This is a genomic window from Halodesulfovibrio oceani subsp. galateae (genome assembly GCF_055397225.1).
In genome coordinates this window covers 1,121,892-1,144,880 of record NZ_AP042453.1, presented here as the reverse complement: position 1 = coordinate 1,144,880, position 22,989 = coordinate 1,121,892, and the positions used below count along the sequence as shown (strand labels likewise).

The 22,989-nt window shown below is 43.7% G+C and carries 21 protein-coding genes and 7 tRNA genes; 14 read left to right on the top strand and 14 right to left on the bottom strand.

What is annotated here, in order from left to right; all coding sequences use genetic code 11:
* The 5 genes from ACZ5V1_RS05215 to ACZ5V1_RS05195 form a co-directional block, all read right to left on the bottom strand.
* On the bottom strand, positions 1–693 hold the full coding sequence (locus tag ACZ5V1_RS05215) for a CerR family C-terminal domain-containing protein (RefSeq protein WP_464390938.1): 693 nt from the start codon (positions 691–693) through the stop codon (positions 1–3).
* A 225-nt stretch (positions 694–918) separates the two neighbouring features.
* Positions 919–1,410 carry a nuclear transport factor 2 family protein gene (locus ACZ5V1_RS05210; RefSeq protein WP_464390937.1) on the bottom strand — a complete coding sequence of 164 codons (492 nt, stop codon included), beginning with the start codon at positions 1,408–1,410 and terminating at the stop codon, positions 919–921.
* Between the two features lie 393 nt (positions 1,411–1,803).
* Positions 1,804–2,655 (bottom strand): 2-oxoacid:ferredoxin oxidoreductase subunit beta, encoded by an 852-nt coding sequence (locus ACZ5V1_RS05205; protein ID WP_464390936.1) that lies wholly within the window; start codon positions 2,653–2,655, stop codon positions 1,804–1,806.
* Positions 2,656–2,660: 5 nt separating this feature from the next.
* Entirely contained in the window at positions 2,661–4,349 is a 1,689-nt protein-coding gene (locus ACZ5V1_RS05200) for a 2-oxoacid:acceptor oxidoreductase subunit alpha (RefSeq protein WP_464390935.1), read from the bottom strand.
* A gap of 166 nt (positions 4,350–4,515) precedes the next feature.
* A complete protein-coding gene (locus ACZ5V1_RS05195) occupies positions 4,516–4,872 on the bottom strand; it encodes a winged helix-turn-helix transcriptional regulator (protein ID WP_464390934.1) in 357 nt (118 codons plus the stop codon).
* 446 nt (positions 4,873–5,318) lie between these two features.
* Here ACZ5V1_RS05195 and ACZ5V1_RS05190 point away from each other — a divergent pair, with 446 nt between their 5' ends.
* Complete coding sequence (locus tag ACZ5V1_RS05190; RefSeq protein WP_464390933.1) at positions 5,319–6,473, top strand: iron-containing alcohol dehydrogenase; 1,155 nt, start codon at positions 5,319–5,321, stop codon at positions 6,471–6,473.
* Between the two features lie 454 nt (positions 6,474–6,927).
* Here the strand turns inward: ACZ5V1_RS05190 and ACZ5V1_RS05185 are convergent, their stop codons facing one another.
* Positions 6,928–7,350, bottom strand: a complete 423-nt coding sequence (locus tag ACZ5V1_RS05185) for an N-acetyltransferase (RefSeq protein WP_464390932.1) — start codon at positions 7,348–7,350, stop codon at positions 6,928–6,930.
* 351 nt (positions 7,351–7,701) lie between these two features.
* Between ACZ5V1_RS05185 and ACZ5V1_RS05180 the strand changes: the two genes are divergently transcribed.
* Both ACZ5V1_RS05180 and ACZ5V1_RS05175 read left to right on the top strand, forming a co-directional pair.
* Positions 7,702–8,265, top strand: a complete 564-nt coding sequence (locus ACZ5V1_RS05180) for a DJ-1/PfpI family protein (protein WP_464390931.1) — start codon at positions 7,702–7,704, stop codon at positions 8,263–8,265.
* 97 nt (positions 8,266–8,362) lie between these two features.
* Positions 8,363–8,644, top strand: a complete 282-nt coding sequence (locus ACZ5V1_RS05175) for a ribbon-helix-helix domain-containing protein (RefSeq protein ID WP_160713514.1) — start codon at positions 8,363–8,365, stop codon at positions 8,642–8,644.
* Between the two features lie 66 nt (positions 8,645–8,710).
* On the opposite strand, the gene ACZ5V1_RS05170 is transcribed toward ACZ5V1_RS05175, so the two are convergent.
* Entirely contained in the window at positions 8,711–9,217 is a 507-nt protein-coding gene (locus ACZ5V1_RS05170) for a ferritin (protein WP_464386114.1), read from the bottom strand.
* Positions 9,218–9,494: 277 nt separating this feature from the next.
* Here ACZ5V1_RS05170 and ACZ5V1_RS05165 point away from each other — a divergent pair, with 277 nt between their 5' ends.
* Positions 9,495–9,701, top strand: coding sequence for a dual CXXC motif small (seleno)protein (locus ACZ5V1_RS05165; protein WP_464390930.1), 207 nt, complete (start codon positions 9,495–9,497; stop codon positions 9,699–9,701).
* Here the strand turns inward: ACZ5V1_RS05165 and ACZ5V1_RS05160 are convergent.
* A complete protein-coding gene (locus ACZ5V1_RS05160) occupies positions 9,698–10,375 on the bottom strand; it encodes a phosphoadenosine phosphosulfate reductase family protein (RefSeq protein ID WP_464390929.1) in 678 nt (225 codons plus the stop codon). The genes ACZ5V1_RS05165 and ACZ5V1_RS05160 overlap by 4 nt on opposite strands.
* Before the next feature lie 485 nt (positions 10,376–10,860).
* Between ACZ5V1_RS05160 and ACZ5V1_RS05155 the strand changes: the two genes are divergently transcribed.
* From ACZ5V1_RS05155 to ACZ5V1_RS05130, 6 genes are all read left to right on the top strand, one after another.
* A tRNA-Arg gene (locus tag ACZ5V1_RS05155) sits at positions 10,861–10,937 on the top strand.
* 242 nt (positions 10,938–11,179) lie between these two features.
* A tRNA-Arg gene (locus ACZ5V1_RS05150) sits at positions 11,180–11,256 on the top strand.
* A gap of 223 nt (positions 11,257–11,479) precedes the next feature.
* A tRNA-Arg gene (locus ACZ5V1_RS05145) sits at positions 11,480–11,556 on the top strand.
* A gap of 277 nt (positions 11,557–11,833) precedes the next feature.
* Positions 11,834–11,910, top strand: a tRNA-Arg gene (locus ACZ5V1_RS05140).
* A 220-nt stretch (positions 11,911–12,130) separates the two neighbouring features.
* Positions 12,131–12,207, top strand: a tRNA-Arg gene (locus tag ACZ5V1_RS05135).
* Between the two features lie 220 nt (positions 12,208–12,427).
* Positions 12,428–12,504: transfer RNA gene (locus ACZ5V1_RS05130), tRNA-Arg, on the top strand.
* Between the two features lie 483 nt (positions 12,505–12,987).
* Here ACZ5V1_RS05130 and ACZ5V1_RS05125 read toward each other — a convergent pair.
* Positions 12,988–14,130: an arginine deiminase family protein gene (locus ACZ5V1_RS05125; protein ID WP_464390928.1), complete on the bottom strand. Its 1,143-nt coding sequence runs from the start codon at positions 14,128–14,130 to the stop codon at positions 12,988–12,990.
* Positions 14,131–14,641: 511 nt separating this feature from the next.
* Here ACZ5V1_RS05125 and ACZ5V1_RS05120 point away from each other — a divergent pair.
* Positions 14,642–14,718: transfer RNA gene (locus ACZ5V1_RS05120), tRNA-Arg, on the top strand.
* A 183-nt stretch (positions 14,719–14,901) separates the two neighbouring features.
* Here ACZ5V1_RS05120 and ACZ5V1_RS05115 read toward each other — a convergent pair.
* The 5 genes from ACZ5V1_RS05115 to ACZ5V1_RS05095 form a co-directional block, all read right to left on the bottom strand.
* On the bottom strand, positions 14,902–15,792 hold the full coding sequence (locus ACZ5V1_RS05115; protein WP_464390927.1) for a DMT family transporter: 891 nt from the start codon (positions 15,790–15,792) through the stop codon (positions 14,902–14,904).
* A 236-nt stretch (positions 15,793–16,028) separates the two neighbouring features.
* Positions 16,029–17,000 carry a class II fructose-bisphosphatase gene (glpX, locus tag ACZ5V1_RS05110; protein ID WP_160713502.1) on the bottom strand — a complete coding sequence of 324 codons (972 nt, stop codon included), beginning with the start codon at positions 16,998–17,000 and terminating at the stop codon, positions 16,029–16,031.
* Between the two features lie 279 nt (positions 17,001–17,279).
* Positions 17,280–17,924 carry an OmpH/Skp family outer membrane protein gene (locus tag ACZ5V1_RS05105; protein WP_464390926.1) on the bottom strand — a complete coding sequence of 215 codons (645 nt, stop codon included), beginning with the start codon at positions 17,922–17,924 and terminating at the stop codon, positions 17,280–17,282.
* Between the two features lie 173 nt (positions 17,925–18,097).
* Positions 18,098–19,093: a hypothetical protein gene (locus ACZ5V1_RS05100; protein ID WP_464390925.1), complete on the bottom strand. Its 996-nt coding sequence runs from the start codon at positions 19,091–19,093 to the stop codon at positions 18,098–18,100.
* A gap of 48 nt (positions 19,094–19,141) precedes the next feature.
* Positions 19,142–20,086 carry a hypothetical protein gene (locus ACZ5V1_RS05095; protein ID WP_464390924.1) on the bottom strand — a complete coding sequence of 315 codons (945 nt, stop codon included), beginning with the start codon at positions 20,084–20,086 and terminating at the stop codon, positions 19,142–19,144.
* A 110-nt stretch (positions 20,087–20,196) separates the two neighbouring features.
* Between ACZ5V1_RS05095 and ACZ5V1_RS05090 the strand changes: the two genes are divergently transcribed.
* The 3 genes from ACZ5V1_RS05090 to ACZ5V1_RS05080 all read left to right on the top strand — a co-directional run bounded on the left by ACZ5V1_RS05090 (position 20,197) and on the right by ACZ5V1_RS05080 (position 22,653).
* Positions 20,197–20,502: a hypothetical protein gene (locus ACZ5V1_RS05090; protein ID WP_464390923.1), complete on the top strand. Its 306-nt coding sequence runs from the start codon at positions 20,197–20,199 to the stop codon at positions 20,500–20,502.
* 46 nt (positions 20,503–20,548) lie between these two features.
* On the top strand, positions 20,549–21,559 hold the full coding sequence (locus ACZ5V1_RS05085) for a hypothetical protein (protein WP_464390922.1): 1,011 nt from the start codon (positions 20,549–20,551) through the stop codon (positions 21,557–21,559).
* A 683-nt stretch (positions 21,560–22,242) separates the two neighbouring features.
* A complete protein-coding gene (locus tag ACZ5V1_RS05080; RefSeq protein ID WP_464390921.1) occupies positions 22,243–22,653 on the top strand; it encodes a hypothetical protein in 411 nt (136 codons plus the stop codon).
* Positions 22,654–22,989: the final 336 nt, after the last annotated feature.

Sequence of the window (22,989 nt, the reverse complement as noted above, 5' to 3'; positions counted from 1 at the left end):
TTAATCCTTCAGAGCACTGTTCAGACACAGCATATTCAACGCCATTTCTGTTACCGCTGTGTTTATCTTAGCAATATTCTGCGGGGTGTATTCATCCCACCCTGCCCGCTTCAGCACTACAGGACGACCAAACAAATAAATGAGCATCATACCCGCCAGGGAGTTTGCCCGCAGCTTGGCTTCTTCGGATTCTTCCAGCAGCGAGAAGCATGTAGATACCAATGCTGTGAGAAATTTGTGCACATGCTGAATCACTCGTTCATAAATGATAGTGAACCCATCACTCGGGCGCAGATATTCCTGATTGATAAACTGGAACCGCAGCTCATTCACAGAGTTCCCCAGAACCGTATTCAAAAAGATATTAATAAAGGCAGTAAGTGTTTCTGCAATTGCCTTCTTGTCACCATTTGCTGTGTGTAGATCTTTATTCAACATTTCCACCATGGAACCAAACTGCTTCGAAACATCTTCCACAATGCTTTCTGCCACAGCGATGTAGAGTTCTTTCTTGCCGCCAAAATGATACGGGATGGCAGCCTGATTCACTCCGGCTTCTTCAGCCAAAGCCCTAGTTGTCACATTTTTATATCCATCCCGACCAAACAGCATAAGTCCTGCATCCAGTAGAGACTGGCGAGTTTCTTCTGGTGTTTTTCGTACTTTTCGTTCTTTCCACACTTTTGCAGACATATATTCATCCTTAGAATTAATTCACTTGATTCATTCATTTGATTTATTCATTTGATTTATTCATTTGATTAGTTTGATTTCAACTTTTCGTCAACACTCTTTCACAACACTCTTTCTGCAAAGACATTGTGTCTCAGAAAGCACAAAAAAAGGCTCCTGCATTTTGTATGCAGAAGCCTGATTCATTTTTTCCGAGAAATATTTGTCAATCAAAGCAATACGTTTCTACTCGTTCATATTGCATTTTCCTTTTTTATCTACCAGCTCCCGAGCTTTTTGAAGAATATCCCGTTTGCCTTTTTCGCTCTCAAAATTAAATTGCAGTTTGTTAATCTTCCAGCCATCTGCGGTAAAGCGACAGCCGAACACATAGCGACCTTTGCCTTCCCATATGTGTTCATTCAAAAAATATGTGGCGGTGGCATCAGCCTTTACTGTGGCTTCCTGCCCTTTTAATTCTACAATAATATTTTCTATTTTATGCTGTGTAGCATCAAACCCGCACAGAGATTCTTTCCAGCGACGGATTACACCCTTTGGTGTTTCCTCGTGTGGTTCTCCACCGACCAGCGAGGTGTAATCAACAACAACCTCATCTGTAAGCAATGTTTCAAGCACGCTGAATAACCGTAAATCCGGCAACACAGCCATGCTTTGCACAAGGGTTTCGATAAGTGCAATGTCTGTTTTTTCTCTGCGCTCTATATAGGTAAGCATACACACCCGTCCTTTCGTTTATGTCTTTCAACTTCCCGCACCATAAAAAGTACGTTCAGTATATCCAAAATGAAGAAGGAAAGAATGGATATATTATTCTTCCAAAGAGACAACACGCGCATCCCACTATGTTTTAACAATAACCGAATTACTAAAAAATATAGACGGGGTTAAGGAGATAGTATCCATGTACGGGGCGTTGGGGACAGGGGCAGTCAACCGTTCGCGAATCTAGAAGCGTTACGGAAGCAATTTCCGTAGGGTGAACTTCCGACCTTCGGAGACATTTGCATGCTTCGTCAGAGACCTACGAAAATCTCGTCGAGGAAAAACGGGGAACAAAAAAGGCTGCCTCCCAATATGGAAAGCAGCCTGTATGTATTTTATCTGACTCTAGGAATACTTTTTCACGATGCTATCAAACTTTTCATTGTTAACTTCGCCGGAACCAAGCGGATACTCGAGATCTTTAGGAAGATGTCCACCGTAGGAAGGACGATCATTAGTGTAGAGCACACCTATAGGAATCTGCTCATCAAACTCGTTTGCTTTTTCAATAGCAGCATGCCAGTTTGTTGAATCGTACTCTTCACCCAGCTCGTAACAACGTTTTTTATACCAACCAAAGGTATTCACCTTGTTAAAGGAAACACATGGCTGGAACACATCCACAAGAGCGAATCCCGGGTGCGCAATAGCGGCCTTTAATGTTTCCACCAGATGCGGCACATTACCGGAGAAAGAACGTGCAACAAAGTTTGCGCGCATGGCAATGGCTACTTCCACTGGATTAAACGGTGCATTTGTTACACCAAACGGCTGCGTCTTTGTTATCTGCCCTTCTAGAGTTGTCGGGCTTGCCTGCCCCTTGGTGAGTCCATACACCTGATTATCGTGCACGAGTGCTACCATATCCACATTGCGTCTGATGGCGGCAAGAAAATGGTTACCGCCCTCACCGTAGGTACAGCCGTCACCGCTGGTGGCGATAACTGTGAGCTCCGGATTAACAATCTTTACCGCCTGTGCCGGTGGTAACGCTCTGCCGTGCAGCCCGTTAAATCCGTTGGCGGTTATGTAATGCGGCATTTTGGCAGCCTGCCCAATTCCTGAAATAATGGCCGCTTGATGCGGTGCAATATCCAGTTCAGCAAGTGTCTGCTTTAATGCCTTTAAAATATCAAAGTTACCACAGCCGGGGCACCAAGCTTCGTTGTAATGACCATATTCGTTGATATCGCGCATAGTGCCTACTCCTCGTACATCTTACGGATAATGTAACCAGCGGTTAGCGGACGTCCGTCGTATCTGCTGACTATTTTCTGAATAGGAACACAGGTAAGCCCTTTCAACAGCCATGCAAACTGCGCATTGGAGTTTCCTTCAATGCACACCCGTTCTTTGGCATTTTCCAGATACGGCATAAACTGCTCCACATCCAATGGCCAAACTTGTGAGAAGCTAAGCACTGCGACGTGTTCGCCACGTTCTGTCATCTCTGCTGCTGCCTCACGCACGGCGCCTTCTACTGAGCCCCAGCAAATAAGCAGCCTATCCGCATTTTCGTTTCCGAAATACCGCGGAGGAAGCACATCTTTACGGATACAGGACTCTTTCAGCAGCATTTTTTCCACCATCACATTGCGGAGCTGCCTATCTTCCGTAATATTGCCACGTTCGTTATGTGCATGGCTGTCTGCCAGAACAATGGATTTACCGTAGCCTGGAATACGGCGCGGTGAAATACCATCGTCCGTCAGCAAATAACGTTTGTAGCCTTCTGAATGAGTATCAGAATAGTCCGGTCGTGCCACTTCCGGCAGATCGTGCAGGTCGTATGTTTCTAGACTCTGCAACCCATCTGCGAGGAATTGGTCCGTAAGAATAATAACCGGACTTTGATACTGTTCTGCGCACCTGATGGCGCGATGCCCCATTTCGAAGCATTCTTCGACTGTGCTTGGGGTCAAAATTATACGCGGAAATTCACCGTGTCCGCCGAACATGGCAAACAGCAGGTCACCCTGCTCTGTACGAGTCGGCATACCTGTTGCGGGGCCTGGACGCTGTGCAATAACAACCACAATTGGCTGTTCCATGATCCCCGAAAGACTCACGGCTTCCGTCATAAGTGCAAACCCGCCGCCCGATGTAGGAACTATCGAGGCTGCGCCAGCGTATGAAGCACCGAGTGCCATATTCAACGCTGCAATTTCATCTTCCACCTGCTCAACCACGATACCCATTTCTTGGGAGTGGTTAATGAGCGTTTGTGCGACAGAAGATCCCGGTGTCATAGGGTAAAATGAACAAAACTTTACGCCTGCCGCCATAGCACCCAAGGCAATGCTGGTATTGCCGTTGATAAGGATACGTTCCGGATGCATGTGCATTTTAGGTAACTGTGAACATTTGTCTGTGAAGTTTAAACTCCAGTCGTACGCGCCGCCGAGTGTTTCAATATTATCTGCAACAACTTTTTCCCCCTTAGGAGTAAAGCGTTCAGACAACAATTGTTCCGGCAACGAACGATCCAGTCCAAGCAATGCACACAAAACACCTAAAGCCACCACGTTTTCATATAGGGGTTTAGAAGCGAGCGTATCAAAAGGGATGCTTACGCACTGCTTGTTCATGGCATTAAGCTTATCGCTTAAAATAACGGTTCCGCTTTCGTGCAGCATTTCAAAGTGCTGTGCGACTGCATCCTGATCGAATGCAAACAAAATATCGCATTCATCTGCTGAAGCAAACTGCGGCATATCGCTTATACGGATTCGAAAGGAGTTATGACCTCCACGAATGCGCGACATGTAATACTGTGTTGCAAATACTTCATACCCTGCGCGGGTCAAAATCTTACTGAGCAACTCACCAACAGTGACCAGTCCCTGACCAGCCGCTCCGGCGATTATGATTGTTCTGTCGAATGTGGGCACAAAACCTCCAATACAGGAATAACTGAGGTTGTAGAAAATGTAGTCTCCACGATAGCAGATAAGTCAACTCGGCAAAAGATATTATGAAAAGACATATTTCCGTAACATTCAGCCAGCTCGGAAAAAAACTGTTCAGCGTGCAACTTGCGGAATTATAATACTCTTTTTATTCAGCCTGCCCGTCTCTATTTTTCAAATACTCCACAGCCCATGCATCAAGGCTATCAAATGAAGGTATTAACTTTTTTCCAATCTCCGTAAGTGAATACTCCACCACGGGAGGAACTTCCGGATAGGCTTTTCTGTTGATAATGCCATTCTTTTCCAAACTGCGAAGCTGCTGGGTGAGCATTTTTTGCGTCACTTTCGGCATCAACTTTCGTAGCTGCCCAAAACGCTGCTCTCCTTTAGCCAAATGCCAAATAATTTGCGGCACCCATTTGCCTGAAAGAATTTCAAAAGCAATTTCAAGTTCGTACGTATAGCTGCTGCAACTAATCTTATTCGTTCTATCTTCAGGCATTAAACCAACCTTTACATAAATATCGTAATCAGCAATCGCGAAAGGGGCTGATCATTCATTGACTGCAAGTTCATTTTACTACGCACATGACGTTCTACATCCACATGCTTATCGGGATATCAATAGCATATTCGCCAAGTATTGGACACCCCCACAAATGCATTTCTAGGTAGTTACCTTTTGTAAACCAGTATCTAAATGCACACTACTGCACCGAAAAGTGCGTACTTTACAGAAAAATCGAAATACTGTTTATACAACTTGGCTGTGTATCCAAGGTGGGTACAGCACCTATTTCTCTTTGTGCATTGTTTTTGTATTGCCGACTCTTTCCCCCTGCAAGCAGCAAGATAATGTGATTCACTAAGCGCATCGACAATGCAATTGGCACAAAGAGAAACATAACTAAATTTACAATACTATTTATACAATAGGGAGACTTACACATGGCTCGTTTTACTATTCCTAGAGATGTTTACTTTGGTGAAAATACTATTGAAGAACTTAAAACACTTGATGGTAATAAAGCTGTTATTGTTATCAGCGGTGGCTCCATCAAAAAAAATGGTGCGCTAGAAAAAATTGAAAGCTACCTTAAAGAAGCCGGTATTGAGACTCGTCTTTTTGAAGGCGTCGAAGCTGATCCTTCTGACGAAACCGTTATGCGCGGCGTTGCCGTGATGAACGAATTCCAGCCGGACCTCATTCTCGGTATCGGTGGCGGCTCACCTATTGATGCTGCTAAAGCAATGTGGATTTTCTACGAAAACCCTGATTTCACCTTTGAAGAGGCAGCAATTCCTTTCAACCTGCCGCAGTTACGCCGCAAAGCTCGCTTTGTAGCTATTCCTACAACTAGTGGAACAGGTACAGAAGTTACTGCATTTTCAATCATTACTAGTAAAAAAACTGAGTTGAAATACCCTATTGCGGACTTCAACATCACCCCTGACATGGCTATTGTAGATTCCAATCTCGCACAGACAATGCCCGGTCAACTGGTTGCCCACACCGGCATGGACGCGCTAACTCACTCATTGGAAGCCTACGTTTCCATTATGGCAAACGAACTTACTGATGCCCTTGCTATGAAATCCATCGAAATGGTTCAGGATCATCTTGTAGAGTCTTACGAAGGTGACGAGAACGCACGCGCAAAAATGCACCTTTCACAGTGCCTTGCAGGTATGTCTTTCTCCAACGCAATTCTTGGAATCGTTCACAGCATGGCACACAAGACCGGTAAAATGTTCAGCATTCCTCACGGCTGCGCTAACGCAATTTATCTTCCGGCTGCTATTCGCTTCAACGCAGAAGTTGCTGGTGAAAAATACGCAGACATTGCAAAGCGCCTTGGCCTTGAAGGCAACACAACGGAAGAACGCGTTAACGCACTCATCGGCTTTGTAGAATACTTGAACAACGCACTCCACATTCCAACTTCATTGAAAGAATTCGGCGTACCGGAAGAAGCTTTCCTTGCAAGCCTTGATGTTATCTCTGAAGGCGCTGTAGGTGACCCTTGCACCAGCACTAACCCAAGAGAAATCTCTGTTGAGCAGATGAAAGAACTCTTCAAAACAGCATACTACGGCAAATAAACAACAGACGTAGTTTCCAAAACACATAGAAAAGCCCCTGCATAGTTCGTATCAAACTGCGGGACATAAATGCTGATTTTGGGATCAATTAAAACTAAAGCCCCTGCTATCAATCGATAACAGGGGCTTTAGTTTTAAGAAAATCATCTTCAGATATGGTGCGAAATAACTTCATTGCATATTCGGACTGTTAGCAAAGCTCCAACCCTATTCTTAAAACTTGCTTTTATGCTGACGGTTAAGCTCTCTAGCATTGCCGGAAACAGTTCTCAGCCTAAGTCTATCGGTATAACATCTCAAATTCATATTTCTACGAGCATCTAAAATAACCGGCCAAACACGTTACATGTGTCTGACCGGTTTTCGAAATCAATGTCCCACAACGTATCTGAAGTCACCCTCAGTTTATTGTGCTGAGGTATTGCGAAAGCGTTGAGGGTAGCTCGTAAGGAGGTTATGGAAAACTCATTAAAAATTCAGAAGCTCCGGTATGAGTATCAACTTGTTCGCGTATAATTTCAAAACCGCATTCCTTATAAAAAACAATGCTGTTGTGGTTCTGTTTGTAGACAGAAAGAGATAATTGCGAACGAACGTCCTTAGATTTGGCAATAAGTTGCTTGCCAATACCTAGTCTTTGATGATCGGGGGAAACAAAGATCGAAGCAATCGTATTTTCATACAACGCAACAAAGCCTTTGATTGTCTCATTTTCTTCATAAACATAGGTTTCAGCAGATGGAATATATATTTCACGCATATCGTTAATCTTAGATTCCCAGAATGTACGCGCTATAAAGTCATGAGCTTGGATTGAAGCATCAAGCCATATTGCTATAACCTGATCCATGTCAGCTTGTTGAAATGCTCTTATCATTGTCCTTACCTGCATTGTTTATCTTACCCCATACAGTGTTATCTGTGTTGTACAGACACAATGGGATGGCTAGGAGTAAAGGTGATTGAGCAGATTAGCCCTTTCCCTTTTAGCTGTCTATCCGCTGTGAGCCTTTCACCATTATACGTATCTTAACCAGCTCAAACCGAATAGAAGTCTCCCCCGCCCTTCAGAAATACAAAAATCTCAGCAACACTTTTTACACTGTGTCCCTAAGATTTCTTATCTGTGTAGTACTGGAATATTACCACCGCATCGCAAAAACACTATATACATGTTGCAAATCACAAGAGCTAAGCACCACCAGAACATGGAAACTAGGAGAGACATATGGAAAAGAAATTACTTCTTATTTGCGGCGACTTTGTTGAAGATTACGAATTGATGGTTCCTTTTCAGGCATTGCAGGCTATGGGTTTTCAGGTAGACGCTGTTTGTCCTGACAAGAAATTCGGCGATTTTATTGCAACCGCTATTCACGACTTTGAAGGGCATCAGACATACACTGAAAAGCCCGGCCACAACTTTATGCTGAACAAAGATTTTGCTTCTGTTGTTGTTGAAGAATATGCCGGTTTAGTCGTCCCTGGTGGCCGTGCGCCTGAGTATCTTCGCCTTAATCCTGAAGTGCTCGCCATGGTACGCCACTTTGACAGCACTAAAAAGCCGATTGCAGCTATCTGCCACGGCCCACAGATTCTTGTCGCTGCTGATGTTCTCAAAGGACATAAAGTTTCAGCATACCCTGCTTGCGCCCCTGAAGTGGCAGCCGCTGGTGGTGAATACTGCGAAATCGCGCTCGATTCCGCGCTTACTGACGGCCATCTCGTAACTGCGCCTGCATGGCCTGCACACCCAGCATGGCTCAAGCAGTTTGTGGCGCTTCTTAGCTAGCAACCGTTTTTACAGACAAATAGACAACCCAATCGGGGTAGATAATCCACATAAAAAGCGATACAATATGTTCACATCCCTAGATGAGGAAAAACATATGTGCCTAATTTATGCGTCTACTCCACCACAGGAATACATGCAACAGACCCGCTCCATACGCCTAAACGGAGCAGTTACAAGCATACGCCTAGAAATGCGTTTTTGGAGCATTCTCGAACGCATTTCACAACAGGAAAACACCACGATTGGTCGGTTCTTATCGACCTTGCATAATGAAGCCACGTCTATCCATGGGGAAATTGACAACTTTGCCTCATTACTTCGTGTTGTTTGTACTACATCCCTTGAGCCACTGCTTGCAGAGCAAGCGACCGCATAAAAAAATCCCCGCATACAGTCTGTATGCGGGGATTTTTTAATAACTATTTTTTGAAAGAGAAGGCGCTTATTTTACAGGCGGAGTAAACACGCGCTGTCCAAGCTCTCTATCGAGCATAAGCATGCCCTGACCTTCACCACCAATCATTTTAAGCTGACCGAGAACATCGTTCACAGTATCTTCTTCTTCAACCTGTTCGGAAACGAACCACTGGAGGAAGATGTTGGTTGCGTGGTCACGCTCATCGATCGCAAGGTTTACGAGATTATTGATGAGGGAAGTAACGCTCTGTTCGTGCTTAAGAGTCTCTTCAAACACGTCGATGGTGCCTGCCCATTCGTTCTGAGGCGCATCAATTGGCTGAAGAATAACACGGCCGCCGCGTTCATTAATGTAGTCATAAAATTTTGTTGCATGGAAGAGTTCTTCCTGAGCCTGTGCACGCATCCATTTTGCAAAGCCGCCCATGCCTTTATCAGCAAAGTAAGCGGACATGGAGAGATACAGGTAGCTGGAGAACATTTCCCATTTCACTTGGTCATTCAAAGCTTGGTTCATTTTTTCAGACAACATTAGAATTCTCCTTATGGTAACTGGAAGTGCAAAATATCATTTTTTAATGAACCAGTCTTGTTGTGCAATGCAGGTTCATCATCAAAACGGTTAGACGAACTTTTTGGCATGTTGCTATCTAAAAAGCAACAAGCGAGGGATATTGTGATGGCATGAGCAATAATTCATCACATAAGTCAATTGCAGTGTGAAAAATTATGCGGTATCAGCGTGTTTCGCAAACAACCATCAAATATTCAGACCAAGGCGTACTTTGGGTCTAATCAGGAGTTTACATATGTGGGGATCTAGCTGGAAGCGAAGCGCTGAGACAACTATTCCATGCAAAAAATGCAAAAAACCGCTTACTGTAAAACGCAGCTGCCAGCATGTGTATATGGAATGCACCCATTGCGGTGATAAAAGCGACATTGCAGCTTATCTGCGTGAAATGGATGACGCTTTGGAAACCTTTATGGAAGGTGTTTACTGCGACCGGATCTAAAAGTATCCGAGGCTTCGCAGCATATCCATTTTAGCTTCTTTTTCACCATCACGTCCGGCACGTTCGCCAGTTTGACTACCAAAACCGTCACACGGTTTGGTACATGGCACACACCCTAATGAACGGTAGCCGGAATCGTACAGCGGGCAGTACGGTAGATCATGCTGCATTGTGTACGCCCAGATATCCATCTCACTAAAATCCAGTACTGGATGCATCATAAGGCAGTTGGGCCGATCTCTTTGCTCGCGCATAGGGCGGTCCCTGTCCGGATGCTCATCCTTACGGATACCGGTCAGCAACACTTCAATATCCTGCTGTTTGACACCGCGGCTTAGCGGTTCAACTTTCAAATCTGCACAACAAGTAACCTTATTCTGCGCCACTGGATATTGTGACATATCCACTTCCGGTCGCACGATGGTGAGGTCAATACCCCAGTCCTGAGCCAACGTATCACGCTGATCCAGCACTTCCGGAAATTTACAGCCTGTATCGATGTTCAGAGCCGTTACGCGCTCCACACCCATTTCAGCCAAAATATCCTTCCAGATATGGAGGGTAACGGTAGAATCTTTACCGCCTGTCCATGCCACGGAAATGTTATCTGCACCGTATTCGGCAGCTATTTGTCTCAGCTCATTCCGAGCTGCTTCTATTTTTCTCTCGAGCATATTTTTCTCTAGTTGATATCCCATAGTGATTGAATGTCGCGCTACACTGTAACACAAGTAATCGTACAATCAAGATGTGATATTTGATTGATAACAGACCGGCATTATAATGCGGGCTGTTTCTTTTTAAGCACTATGTAATTAGTGCCGTCTGCGTGCTTTAGTATATGCACAAAGCAATTTGCTGCATTATAATTATCGGCAACAGCGCCGATACAAAGATAGTTTCTACGGGAGACACAACAAAAGCATTGTTCCCCTACCCACTTCTGCCGTAGTAGGCAATAGACAAAAAACGTAAAAAAAGAACTGTACACACAAAAAATGTAGTACTCCTTCTTCACGCCGTCGATTCTGTATCATTATATACGGCTTTTAGTGTCACTCACTCTTCAGAGAACATTCAATTTTTTTAAAATTTCACCTTGACTGGCTGAACAATGCTGCATATAACCCTCCTCACGTTGTTAGCAACGCTTTGTTGTGGGGATGTAGCTCAGTTGGATAGAGTAGCTGGCTACGAACCAGTTGGTCGGGAGTTCGAATCTTCCCATCCCCACCATTTGCTTATAAGGCCTGTCAGTTTTTTTCTGACAGGCGTTTTTCTTCCAAAGAAAAACAAACAAAGCTAGCAACACAGAGGCAGTCGGTTTTAGAAAAAAAACTTTTTTTTCAAAAAGCACTTGACCTTGCAGAGGGTTGAACATATACCCCCTCTCGCTGTGACGAAAGTCACTTCACAAAATTTTGATTGAGTCGGATTGAGGCACCTAGAAGTGAAGAAATCAGGCATCAATATCTAGTGGGGATGTAGCTCAGTTGGATAGAGTAGCTGGCTACGAACCAGTTGGTCGGGAGTTCGAATCTTCCCATCCCCACCACTTTGATTATATGCGGCTGTTTACGCAGACGTTTTATACGAGAGTTATCCAAGCTCTCGCCAAGTGATGATTTAGTTCATCACACATATATATTTGGATTGAGACAAGTTTGTGCAGCGCAAGGCACGAGCAGTGATCAAGGCCGAAGCATATCTAAACATATGTGAGGGTTTGAGAACTGCGAAGTAACGCAGCGATGTGCAAGGTTGGCATCAATACAAGTGGGGATGTAGCTCAGTTGGATAGAGTAGCTGGCTACGAACCAGTTGGTCGGGAGTTCGAATCTTCCCATCCCCACCACTTTGATTATATGCGACTGTTTACGCAGACGCTTTATACGAGAGTTATCCAAGCTCTCACCAAGTGATGATTTAGTTCATTACACATATACATAGAGATTTTGATAGTTTTGCGTAGTGCAAGGCACGAAAAAATGACAAGGTCGAAGCATATCTAACATATGTGAGAGTTTGACGCTTTTGAAGTAACGCCAGCAAGCCGTAGGTGAGGTAACGAACCGTACGGATGCAAGTGCCCTAGGGGTGCGCTGCAATACGCGAAAATAGCAAATCGAAGTGGGGATGTAGCTCAGTTGGATAGAGTAGCTGGCTACGAACCAGTTGGTCGGGAGTTCGAATCTTCCCATCCCCACCACTTTGATTATATGCGACTGTTTACGCAGACGCTTTATACGAGAGTTATCCAACACTCTCACCAAGTGATGATCTTTTTCATTACACATATACATAGAGATTTTGATAGTTTCGTGTAGTGCAAGGCGCGAAAAACGACAAGGTCGAAGCATATCTAACATATGCGAGAGTTTGACGTTTTTGAAGCAACACAGCAGTACGCGAAAATAGCAAATCGAAGTGGGGATGTAGCTCAGTTGGATAGAGTAGCTGGCTACGAACCAGTTGGTCGGGAGTTCGAATCTTCCCATCCCCACCACTTGATTATATGCGACTGTTTACGCAGACGCTTTATACGAGAGTAATCCAACGCTCTCACCAAGTGATGATCTTTTTCATCACACATATACATTGAGATTTTGATAGTTTTGTGTAGTGCAAGGCGCGAAAATACGACAAGGTCGAAGCATATCTAACATATGCGAGAGTTTGACGTTTTTGAAGTAACGCCGCAATACGCAAAAATAGCAAATCGAAGTGGGGATGTAGCTCAGTTGGATAGAGTAGCTGGCTACGAACCAGTTGGTCGGGAGTTCGAATCTTCCCATCCCCACCATTGAGAATATAGGCTGCTAGTTTTTTAACTAGCAGCCTTTTTTTTATGCAAAATACCCTACTCACCAAATCTCAAAATACCTCGTCACCAATCCGCACCAAAAAATCCACTTTGCGCCCTTGTCTGAACGTTTCATTTAAGCAAATAAAAAAATAAATCGAACACTAACCAAGCACTAAAGTGTTTTTTGCACGAGACGCTGCCTTATCACCCATCAATTGGAAATTGACTTTTTCCAGCAAAAAAATGGCTGCTTTTCTCTATCCCCCCCCTGCACTCAGTTACCAGTATTCGTGTTGTCATGAATAAAATTCAAAAGACGTGCTTCAGTTCGACAACACATCTAGTCAGATTGAAAATACTGATGACTCTCATTGGCATTTTCCCACTGTCCACGAATTACTAAAACCGACATCTAGCATCTGCGTTACGACACGCCTGTACCCTACGCTATCATTCGATCAAAATTCTAAGACTCAAATTCTAAGACTCACGGATGAGCGGATGATGCCAACATCTAAATGCACCGGCATATTGATATACAGCATCGAACGGTGTTTCAATAACCTCCTGCCCTGCTTCACGAAGCCCTTTTGCCAGATAATCGAGTCCTGATGCTATTAAAATAGTTTTGTCATCGAGAACCAGTCCATTACAAGCCAGCTTTTCTTTGGCGTCCTTGAATGGAACATCAATAAGATCCCATCCATTCAAAAATTCAGGCAGGCCATCAATAAACGCTTCTCGACACACAATGGCTAAACCATGCCTCGGTGTTGCAAGACAGCAGTCAAGGTGCAGGAATTTATTGGACAACTTGATTTCGTGAACATTGTAACTGTCGCCGAGATACTGTGCTAACCACTGCACTCCTGCTGTGTTACTTGCGTTCCCGGTGTTGCCCACATAAATATCTTTACCGAGAAGGAATACATCTCCCCCTTCAAGGAAAGGCCCAGCCCCCCATGAACCATCTTGCTGTTCTTGAACAGGATCAGCTATCGGAACTGAAACAACCTGTGCATCACTATCGGCCAGTCGCTTTGCTAATGCACGCCGGACACCAAACCGTTCCCGACGCCTCAGGGGTAAAAAAAGCTCTGTTTCAATAAATTTGTTTCCAATGACAAGCATTGGATCTCGAGGAAAAAACTGTACAATGCTTGGTGGGAAAATTCTGGACAAATACGCATTCTCATCATCGGTAACCTCTTTGAGCCTATGCACCTTTATGCCGCGTTTTTCCAAAATTTTAACTGCACCATCCATCTGTTCGGAAATAACGTTATAAACGTCTGGATCGGCTTCTTTAAGATTCTTCCCAAGATTTGCTTCTAGAAATTTAATTCCGTCGGTGGGGGCATATTTGTAAACGGCATCCGGTAGCTCTGTGGGAATTCGAATATTAGGAATGCCACACACAACCTCTTTCAATGTCCCCCATTCGTGATGAACTGACACCTTGTTTGCGCCTACCTTACTGGGGGTCGCCGCATGAGCTTTTATTCCGGCATTAACAAAGTTATAGCCAGAAGCTGTTACTGCCGCGGCAATCACAGTCTTTTTGCAAAAATCGCGGCGCGGATATGTGTTACTCATTATATTGTTGTTTGTCGCATTACTCATATCTTCCCTCAACGGTTAGCATTCATTAAAAAACGTGGTGCATTAAAAATGTACATATTTCCCAGCCTCTATGGTTCCATGCAAGAACAATAGGGGTCAGTTTAAGCCAATAAAAGCATATGCGAAATGAGACTAACGCCGCTGCAAATCCCCTTTCCAGCCAGTAATTACCAAGCAGATACACTCTGAAAATAAAAACAACCATCTATCTCACTGAAACAAAACACTTATCTAGTGCGAAACACAATTTGAGAAATGACAAGGTGCTACTTTCATCGTCGGCCTTTTCTCGATTATTTTTTGCAGTTACATCAAACAGTACAACCGCCGAACAGGTAATCATTACCCAATTTCGAAGAGAACGGCATACTGTACGCTGACTAATTAGCTTGATTGATCCATTTCAAGGTCTGAAAAAAACTCAGTGGCTTGAATGAAAACATTACCTGCATTTTTTTTATAAAGTGCTTGACGATCACGGCTTACAGACATATACCTTTTTTCGCACTGAGGGGATGTAGCTCAGTTGGATAGAGTAGCTGGCTACGAACCAGTTGGTCGGGAGTTCGAATCTTCCCATCCCCACCATGCTTATACAAGCTGCTAGTTTTTTAACTAGCAGCTTTTTTTGTGGGCAATGCTTTCTTCCAGCATCACTTCTCCCCCCTTACAATCCTCGCATCCCATCATAAGATATTACAAAAGCCCCCTGTTGGAACTTCCACAGGGGGCTTTGTTTGTATTCAAAACAATCAGGCAAGCGCCCAATTGCTATTTCTGCTTTAGATAGCTCATGGCTTGCAGCAAAAAGGTTGCCACCATAGAAAGCACAATACCGAATAAAATGGTGTTGGACAGTGTGATGCCGTTAACAACATAATCGAGCACTGCCACACATGCCGGACTTAAATAAATGTACGCGGTAACATTGTTCGGGGTCAGTGTAATGGAGGCTTTTTGAAAAAGGTAGGACGTAACCAGCGTTGTACCTATTGCAAGATACAGCAAGTTTACATAGTCGCCAGCTGTCAGCAAATTCCATTGCAATGGAATACCGAATGCCATCGCAGCGAGAGCCATCCAGATTGTTCCGCCCATCAACGTGCAGCATGTAAGTACAACCACGCTGTCCTGTCTGTACAGTAGCTTCAGCGCAAGCGTATATCCACACATGGAAAGAACACCCAGCATAAAGAGCATATCGCCAGAGTTAAGTGAAAGACTTTGGAATGCTGCCAGATCACCTTTGAATACAACCCACAGCGTTCCCACGGCACCCAGAATATATACCAGCGTGCGTTTCAGACCGATAGACTGCTTAAGCAGCACAACACTCAGTAAGGCCGTAATAAACGGAGTAAGAGTGTACAAGGTTCCCGTGTTAATTACGGTGGTGGTCAACAGCGCTGCAAACAGGCATACAAAATAGCCACAGTAAAAAAAGCTGATGATAAATGAACGCGGAAATACCGAGGGTATTTGCTTACGGTATCGCTTATTCAAAAGTACTGCCGGTAATGAACAGGCGCTTGCGATCACAAATCGGAGCAAGTTCAATGAAACAGGATGTACCTGCCCTGTCACATTCGCAGATGCGATGAATGATCCTGCAATCAAAAAAGTTGCTAGCAGAATCAAACCATGAGCTTTTAAGGTTTCCATTATTTCGGTTCCTTCAATGAATATTAGGCATCTTGAGCCTACGGAATACACAGCTCTCTATGCAACTCACTGCATATAGGTTCTGTGCGCACCTATTGCAACAAATCTAAGACAATTCAAACTTTCTACGTAGCCCTTCATTCAAGAATACCATCGGGAAAACTGGTTACTAAAATTTCAGGCACAAAAAAAAAGGCTACTCTTTCGAGCAGCCTTTTTTACAAACAAATATAAGACTATAAGCCTTCTGGACGAACGCGATCCCAGTTGTGGATGCTTTCGAGGTAACGGATAGATCCACTATGGCCTTTAATAACCATGGAGTGAGTCACAACGCCGTTTCCGGTGTACTGAACACCGCGAAGGAATGTGCCGCCGGAAATACCGGTTGCAGCAAAGTATACTTCGTCACTACGTACGAGAGTATTTACTGTGTGGATTTCACGAAGGTCGATGCCTGCTTCAAGGATCGCTTCTTTTTCCACGTAAGACTGCGGGTCGAGACGGGCAAAAATCTGGCCGCCGACACCTTTAATTGCACATGCAGCGATTACGCCTTCAGGTGTACCGCCGGTACCCATCATTACGTCAACTTCGCTACGTGGATCAACTGCCATGAGTGCGCCTGCAACGTCACCATCAGTATGCAGCTGAATGCGTGCGCCAGCTTCACGAATCTTAGTAATAAGCTGTTCGTGGCGTGGCTTATCAAGAACAAACACAACAAGATCGTCAACGTCTTTGCCGAGAGCTTTTGCGATGTTATTCAAGTTTTCTTTAACAGGAGCGTCGATGTCTACAACATCTTTCGCTGCTGGCGGCACAACAAGCTTCTGCATGTAGTAGCTTGGGCCAGGGTTGTACATGGTGCCTGCCGGAGCAGTACCTACAACAGAAATAGCGTTAGGACGACCGTATGCAAGAAGGTTGGTGCCTTCGACGGGATCAACCGCAACATCAACCTGCGGTCCTTTGCCCATGCCGAGCTTTTCACCATTGAAGAGCATAGGCGCGTCATCTTTTTCACCCTCGCCGATGATAACTGTGCCGGAAAGGTACAAGTTATTAAAGGCGTAACGCATTGCATCAACGGCTGCACCGTCGCCCTCGTTCTTCTTACCCTTGCCGAGCCAGCGGCCAGATGCCAATGCTGCTGCTTCTGTAACGCGAACAAGGTCTAAAGCAAGGTTTTTATGGGCGGCTTCCATCGGGTCTCCTCCAAATATGAGTTGCGGATACACATAATATATATGTGTGGCGGATTATTAGCTAAGTTTGTGAAACATCACAAAACTTCAAACTGCAAAAAATAAAAAACTAACACAGTATACCTGCGATTAGCAGTCTTCCTGCGGGTTGTGTACCCTAGGTAGCACACACCATCAAGCATTTACCGCTTGAATAAAAAAAGGGAGACCGCTTTGTAGCGATCTCCCTGTCGTATACTATTAACCTACTGTAAATACCAGTACGGTTTTTGTACAATATTACTGCTTTTTAACGTCTTTTGCGTCAGGCGTAGTTGCTGGCTTGTCAGCTGGAGCTACTTCGTCTTTTTTCTCTTGTGCCTGTTTCATAGCATCGTCTTTCATATCAGCAGCTTTGTCTTCCGGCTTAACGGTTTTGTCAGCAGGTTTAGCATCGTCCATTGCTGGAGATTCAAAAGTTACATTCTCTTTATTCATGATTGCTACGATAGCTGCGGTTGCGTCTGCAGATTCGTCAAAGCTTAAAGCCTGTTCAGCAGGAATTACCAAAGCTACGCCGTTTTCTTTACGGTACTGCTCAAGCACTTTCTGGAAAAGATCGTTCAGCTTGGTAACAACCATCTGCTGTTCTGCTGATACACGTTCCTGAATTTTAGCAACCTGTGCCTGAAGATCATTCACACTTGCAGGGTCCTGACCTTTTGATTCAGCAGCTTCTTTCTGTAAATCTTTAAATTTCTGCTGCACTTCTGCGCTTACTTTTTCCAAGTACGCCATGCCGTCTTTACCTGGCTGGCTATCCTGAAAAACTTTTGCAGGGTCTACTACAGCAACTTTAGGAGAAGAGTCCGACTTCATTTCCTGATTACAACCTACAAGCGCCAAACAAAAAACAGCAGCACACAGTAAAACTAACTTTTTCATCGATATCTCCGGATGTTATTGAAGTCACATTTATTTTCGTTATACACACACCAAGCACCACATTCTCAGACGGTGCTGTTAAAATAGAGCAACTTTCACTTTTTCCCAAGGATTAATTGCACTATCGCGGCTAGTTAACGAAAAAATAACAGGTGGTTAAAGTTATAGACGTGTTATTCTGGAAAAACAAAGGTGCCGAGCTTCTTTAAGTATTCCTCGACAGTGTATTTTTGGATGGTTTGTAACTGCACTTCATCTGGATCACACCGCGCTAACGATTTACCGAACGTTTCGCGCAGATACGTGTACGGAACTACGTCTGCTTTTGCCAGCCGCTTCCCGTCCATTGATACGACGTAATGCAGATCAAAATCCGCTGTAATTTTGTTCTGACCGTTTTCAGGGGTAATGGTAATCAAAGGGGTATCACCCCAAAAAACTCCATTTTCCGTCACGCGTAGTTCAGAACGCTTTGCGGGTACATGCCGTCCCAACATCTGCTGAATATATGAATTCTCCAGTGATGTTACGATCTCAGCATGATAGTTTTCTATTTTTTTATAATGGATACTGTTATTGAAGAAGGAGCGATACTCCTTGTCAAAAAGAGACAACACCTTCTCGTCCTGCTCTTTTGCAGACGGAGGCCACATAGATGCATTCTTGTACCTGTTGAAAACATTCTCAGGCTCTTTCGCTCTCACTTCTACAGCCATGTCGTTTACAGTACAGCGCACTTCGTACACAGACTTCGAGGCGTCATGCATATATTCCAGTGTGAAAAAGTATGTAGTTTTCAGTACGTCTATTGCCTTACCATTTTTATATAAAGATTGCACAAGCGTGACTGCGGCACTGGTATCACCTACCCACGCTGTTTTCATTTCTTTAAATATTGAATAGGCCTTGTAACGTACAACCCCGATGCCATTTTTGTACTTCCACACCATCATAGCAACAAATGCATTCTTTAACTGCTCTCTAGTTACAGGAGAGTTATCTTTATATGCATCCAAAGAAACAAATGTTGTAACAAGTGGCTTATTGAATAAGGTTCTAAACGATGTAGTGTCTTGCGCGGCATGTTCCACCTCGGCAACCGAGTTGACAACACGTACACAGAAGATTGTAAGCACGAGAAAAAACAGGCTGAATATGATCTTCTTCATGGATAATCTCATTATTTACTAACGTGAAAAAGGAGAGCTACACACGCACTACAGTGCGCTTACATATTTCTTTGTTGCAGCGAGGATAGACCATTCATAAAAGAAATTACGATGCGTCACCTCTTCAAGCCCGACCTCTTGTTGCAACTTCACGTCCCACATAAAGGTCACGGAATTAGAAGAATCGATGATATGCACAAGCTGACTGCTTGCGTAAAAGACGCCTTTTCGGGTTACGACAGCGTTCTCTTTTTTATCTGCAAGATAGGCAGTAAATGCCCTGCGGATTGCCTGTGGATTGCCCGAAACAGTTTTTGAAAATGAATATGTACCAAGCTGGGTGTAATAGATGGCATTTTCATTCTCATCCATAAAATCCTGCAGGGTACTTTTAAAAGCTGAAACAACCGCAGAGTCATGATTACCCCACGGGGCTGGAGATACGTTACTCAAATTGCATTTGGAAGGCACATACATGTCATCCGGCATATATTGGTAATATTCCGGCGAGGTGCTCTCTGTGACAATACTGTCCGGAGTAATACGCACCTCGAACTCATTCTTTTCCATGTCATGAATACGCTGCACTTCAGCAATGTAGGTACGCACCAGCCACTGAATTTCCTGTCCATTTTCACGTAATGACTTTTTTACTTCAATTTGCAGGGTGTCATCATTTTTCCATTGAACACCGGCATTGCTGAACACATACCAGTCCTCTTCGTCATCTATCCTGCTCATTGCATTAATCTTCACTTCTAACCTGCGAAGAATAGCGTCATTAATCAGCTGTTCTGTCACTGGCGTCTCGTCGCAAAACACGTCTGCGAACCGTGCCACATATGTTTTAGAAGCTTCTTCAGAAATTCTTGATGTTTTAGACACTGATGGTGATGTTTCAGAAAGTGTCGGTGAAGTTTTTTGATGTACCGCGCTACACCCCGTCCACAAAAACGAAAGCATAACAATAAGTAGAGTAAGAAATTTGCGCATACATTCCTCTATGAAGACCAGTAAGATTTATACAAACCATTCCAACATCACAAAAAAACATAGGCGTCAATATATTTACAATATCTACTAACTGTTACAATATATAACATATGAACACATTCTCTTCAGTATTAACGGAACATATCGAGTTAACTATTCTTGCTATCCTGATCCTTGTTTTCATCGCTCTATGTCAATTTCTAAAGCAGAAATACGGAACTACCCGTAAACGTCATTACAAAAATGCATGGTTTGAACTGATGGTTGGCATTCTACTTATTTACTACTGGCGAGTACTTGAAGGTGAATGTCTTATATGGGGACTCCCGGGCATCATGTCCTTGCTTTATGGAACAAGACTGCTTCTCAAATTCGCTCCCAAAAAAGACCCCAATGACGATACTTCGTTCCGCTAACAGATCTTCCACATGAACATACTCTCCCCTAGGACAAAGATTCCCTATGCATGACACGACAGCACAAGCAAATCATCCACATCCACCACAAGCAGAATCACCAAAAAAAAGTTCTTTCTATTTCATATTAATGCCCTTTATCGGGATAATAGCTTGGTTTTTGTCTGCATATTTTCATCACATAACGACAGATTTTTATGCTACACAAATAGCAGCCAATGGTAGGCTTTGGAGAGATGAAATATCTGTTATGCCCTTCGTCTTTTTCTATCTTCCTGTATGCCTTATTAGCCCAACTCTAGCTTCTCACAAAAGATTTCGATTATTGCTGCTGGCAATTCCTATGTGGTATCCAGTGATGCTCCTCCTACATTGCCCACTGCGATCCATCCATCTCATAATCACATTTCTTTTCGGCTATGCAGTCATCTACGCTTACGACAACATCAACAGCTTGCATTCAGCAAAGAAAATACTCTTCAAGGCAACACAAAGCTTCACACTCTGGGCAGTGCTTTGCATCAGCCTATTGCTGTTAACTGGCAATTATACAAATTTATTTACCCCGACCGTAAAACCTGATGACCAAAAAGTATTTATTCTCCAAACAATGGGAGTCATGCTTCCATTCAGCTTTTTTTATATCTTCCAGCAAAAAAGAACCCACCGCATTGCAACTGTAGCAGCCTTTCTAATTATTGCCATGTTCCTTAGCTATGGACAAACAGCCCCGCTGACAGCTCGTCCGTTACCAGTCGTCAAAAAGATCACAAAAAACCCCTGCGACGTAACCATCACAGGGGGTGACATTGATTTGATAGACCCTGTCATATCCTGCGGCGAGAAAGAAATTACAGAAAATCTCAAAGCAACAGTACGAGCTGATGGAACTACAGAAAAAGCAGCTAGGACATCAAATTTTGAAAAAGAATTATCCATTTGTGTGGAAGGTCGAGACAATAAAATTTTACGAATGTGCAAAACATCATCCATCAGAATCAGTAACGTAGAAGAAGGGACTCTATACTTTTGTTGGACAGCCACCGAATTGAACTAGCTCCACCTTACAACACATGAAATTTTTCGCTCAAAAATATGAAGAACAATCGCATAACGACTGACATACCTTACATAAAATCTAACAAGCACTCTCTTTTGCCAGAGAAACATACAGACCCTGCATTGCCAGAAAACCATGTCATGAGTTGGCTGAATAGTTTTACATTCCTATTCAAAGGAATTGGCATCTGCATAATAATGTTCCTTGTTGGACTAAATTTCTATCGATATTTGCCTACACTATATTTGGATACAATCGCGGCCGCGGGGTCACAATGGAAGGATTACAGTTTTGCATACTGGGAACTACCCCTCTTCTTTTTCGTATGCATTGCTGCTTCGCAATTGCACAACGTTCCCCGACGCAGATCAGTCCTGTTTTTGCTTCCTCTTATACACCCCGCCATGGAATTTGGGCATTCACCTGTGCATGCTTCAATTCATCTCATATGTTTTCTGTCAGGGTACGCCGTATTTTATGCCTGTGAAAACCTTACATCACTTCAACGTGCTAAAGAACTTATAAGCAATCTGGCCATAGCCTTATGCCTATATGTACTTTGCTTCCTCCTGGTCATTCATACTGTTAGTACCCCCGAAACCTTTTTTGCTCCCACCCTTGTAGCTGACGAACAAAAATCATTTTGGGTTGTTCTACTTGTCCTTCTAATCCCCTGCTGCATGCTTGTAACATTTGCCAAACAAGCTGTTGCTCAAATCATTCTTGTATCCAGCTTTGCCATTTTTGCCGTATGGCACGGTGAAAACATTGAAGCACCTTTTACAGCAACCCCAAAGAGCATTATGATCCGCCAGACACAGGAACAATGCACTGCGAAACTTAAAATGAGTAATCCTGATATTGATGGCATGATTATATCTTGCGGTGATGAAGAAATACAAAAAACGACAGATGCATACTTTAACAAGAAAAATGCTCCCATGACCTACGGTAAAACATTCAAATTTAAGGACACTCGCATAATTTGTGTCAACGACATGGCTGACATTACTATTGGTAGCTGCGTTGCAAAAACAATTCGAGTAAGCAACATGTCATCAATCCAATCCATCGGAATATTTACCCGATAAAATTCCAGCACGACTTTTAGCTAACACAAGCCCACCAGAGCACAAAAAAGAGCACGAAAACACGTGCTCTTACTGCCTATACACAACAAGCAGCATCCCAGCTAAAACCGAGCAACCTCACGGTTCATAATCACACCTTATTTGAATTCCGCCCGAATAATATATGTATCCTTTCTACATCTTTCAGATAGTACTTTTGCCCTCACTTTGTGTTTTTCTACCACAACGCCATACCGCTCTCCAAAAAAATTGTTCCACAACAATTCAGAGACAGCCCTGCCTTCACCAGCAACTACCTATTCTTATTCGTTTCTCAAAATTATTTGCATTTACTTA

Bases quoted from the DNA above. Each gene is read 5' to 3' on its own strand.
- ACZ5V1_RS05115 (WP_464390927.1), bottom strand. From the start codon at position 15,792: ATGGAAACCTTAAAAGCTCATGGTTTGATTCTGCTAGCAACTTTTTTG.
- ACZ5V1_RS05180 (WP_464390931.1), top strand. From the start codon at position 7,702: ATGGAAAAGAAATTACTTCTTATTTGCGGCGACTTTGTTGAAGATTAC.
- ACZ5V1_RS05215 (WP_464390938.1), bottom strand. From the start codon at position 693: ATGTCTGCAAAAGTGTGGAAAGAACGAAAAGTACGAAAAACACCAGAA.
- ACZ5V1_RS05210 (WP_464390937.1), bottom strand. From the start codon at position 1,410: ATGCTTACCTATATAGAGCGCAGAGAAAAAACAGACATTGCACTTATC.
- ACZ5V1_RS05085 (WP_464390922.1), top strand. From the start codon at position 20,549: ATGCATGACACGACAGCACAAGCAAATCATCCACATCCACCACAAGCA.
- ACZ5V1_RS05165 (WP_464390930.1), top strand. From the start codon at position 9,495: ATGTGGGGATCTAGCTGGAAGCGAAGCGCTGAGACAACTATTCCATGC.
- ACZ5V1_RS05195 (WP_464390934.1), bottom strand. From the start codon at position 4,872: ATGCCTGAAGATAGAACGAATAAGATTAGTTGCAGCAGCTATACGTAC.
- ACZ5V1_RS05100 (WP_464390925.1), bottom strand. From the start codon at position 19,093: ATGAAGAAGATCATATTCAGCCTGTTTTTTCTCGTGCTTACAATCTTC.
- ACZ5V1_RS05095 (WP_464390924.1), bottom strand. From the start codon at position 20,086: ATGCGCAAATTTCTTACTCTACTTATTGTTATGCTTTCGTTTTTGTGG.
- ACZ5V1_RS05205 (WP_464390936.1), bottom strand. From the start codon at position 2,655: ATGCGCGATATCAACGAATATGGTCATTACAACGAAGCTTGGTGCCCC.
- ACZ5V1_RS05105 (WP_464390926.1), bottom strand. From the start codon at position 17,924: ATGAAAAAGTTAGTTTTACTGTGTGCTGCTGTTTTTTGTTTGGCGCTT.
- ACZ5V1_RS05170 (WP_464386114.1), bottom strand. From the start codon at position 9,217: ATGTTGTCTGAAAAAATGAACCAAGCTTTGAATGACCAAGTGAAATGG.
- ACZ5V1_RS05125 (WP_464390928.1), bottom strand. From the start codon at position 14,130: ATGAGTAATGCGACAAACAACAATATAATGAGTAACACATATCCGCGC.
- ACZ5V1_RS05175 (WP_160713514.1), top strand. From the start codon at position 8,363: ATGTGCCTAATTTATGCGTCTACTCCACCACAGGAATACATGCAACAG.
- ACZ5V1_RS05080 (WP_464390921.1), top strand. From the start codon at position 22,243: ATGCTTGTAACATTTGCCAAACAAGCTGTTGCTCAAATCATTCTTGTA.
- ACZ5V1_RS05160 (WP_464390929.1), bottom strand. From the start codon at position 10,375: ATGCTCGAGAGAAAAATAGAAGCAGCTCGGAATGAGCTGAGACAAATA.
- ACZ5V1_RS05090 (WP_464390923.1), top strand. From the start codon at position 20,197: ATGAACACATTCTCTTCAGTATTAACGGAACATATCGAGTTAACTATT.
- ACZ5V1_RS05190 (WP_464390933.1), top strand. From the start codon at position 5,319: ATGGCTCGTTTTACTATTCCTAGAGATGTTTACTTTGGTGAAAATACT.
- glpX (WP_160713502.1), bottom strand. From the start codon at position 17,000: ATGGAAGCCGCCCATAAAAACCTTGCTTTAGACCTTGTTCGCGTTACA.
- ACZ5V1_RS05185 (WP_464390932.1), bottom strand. From the start codon at position 7,350: ATGATAAGAGCATTTCAACAAGCTGACATGGATCAGGTTATAGCAATA.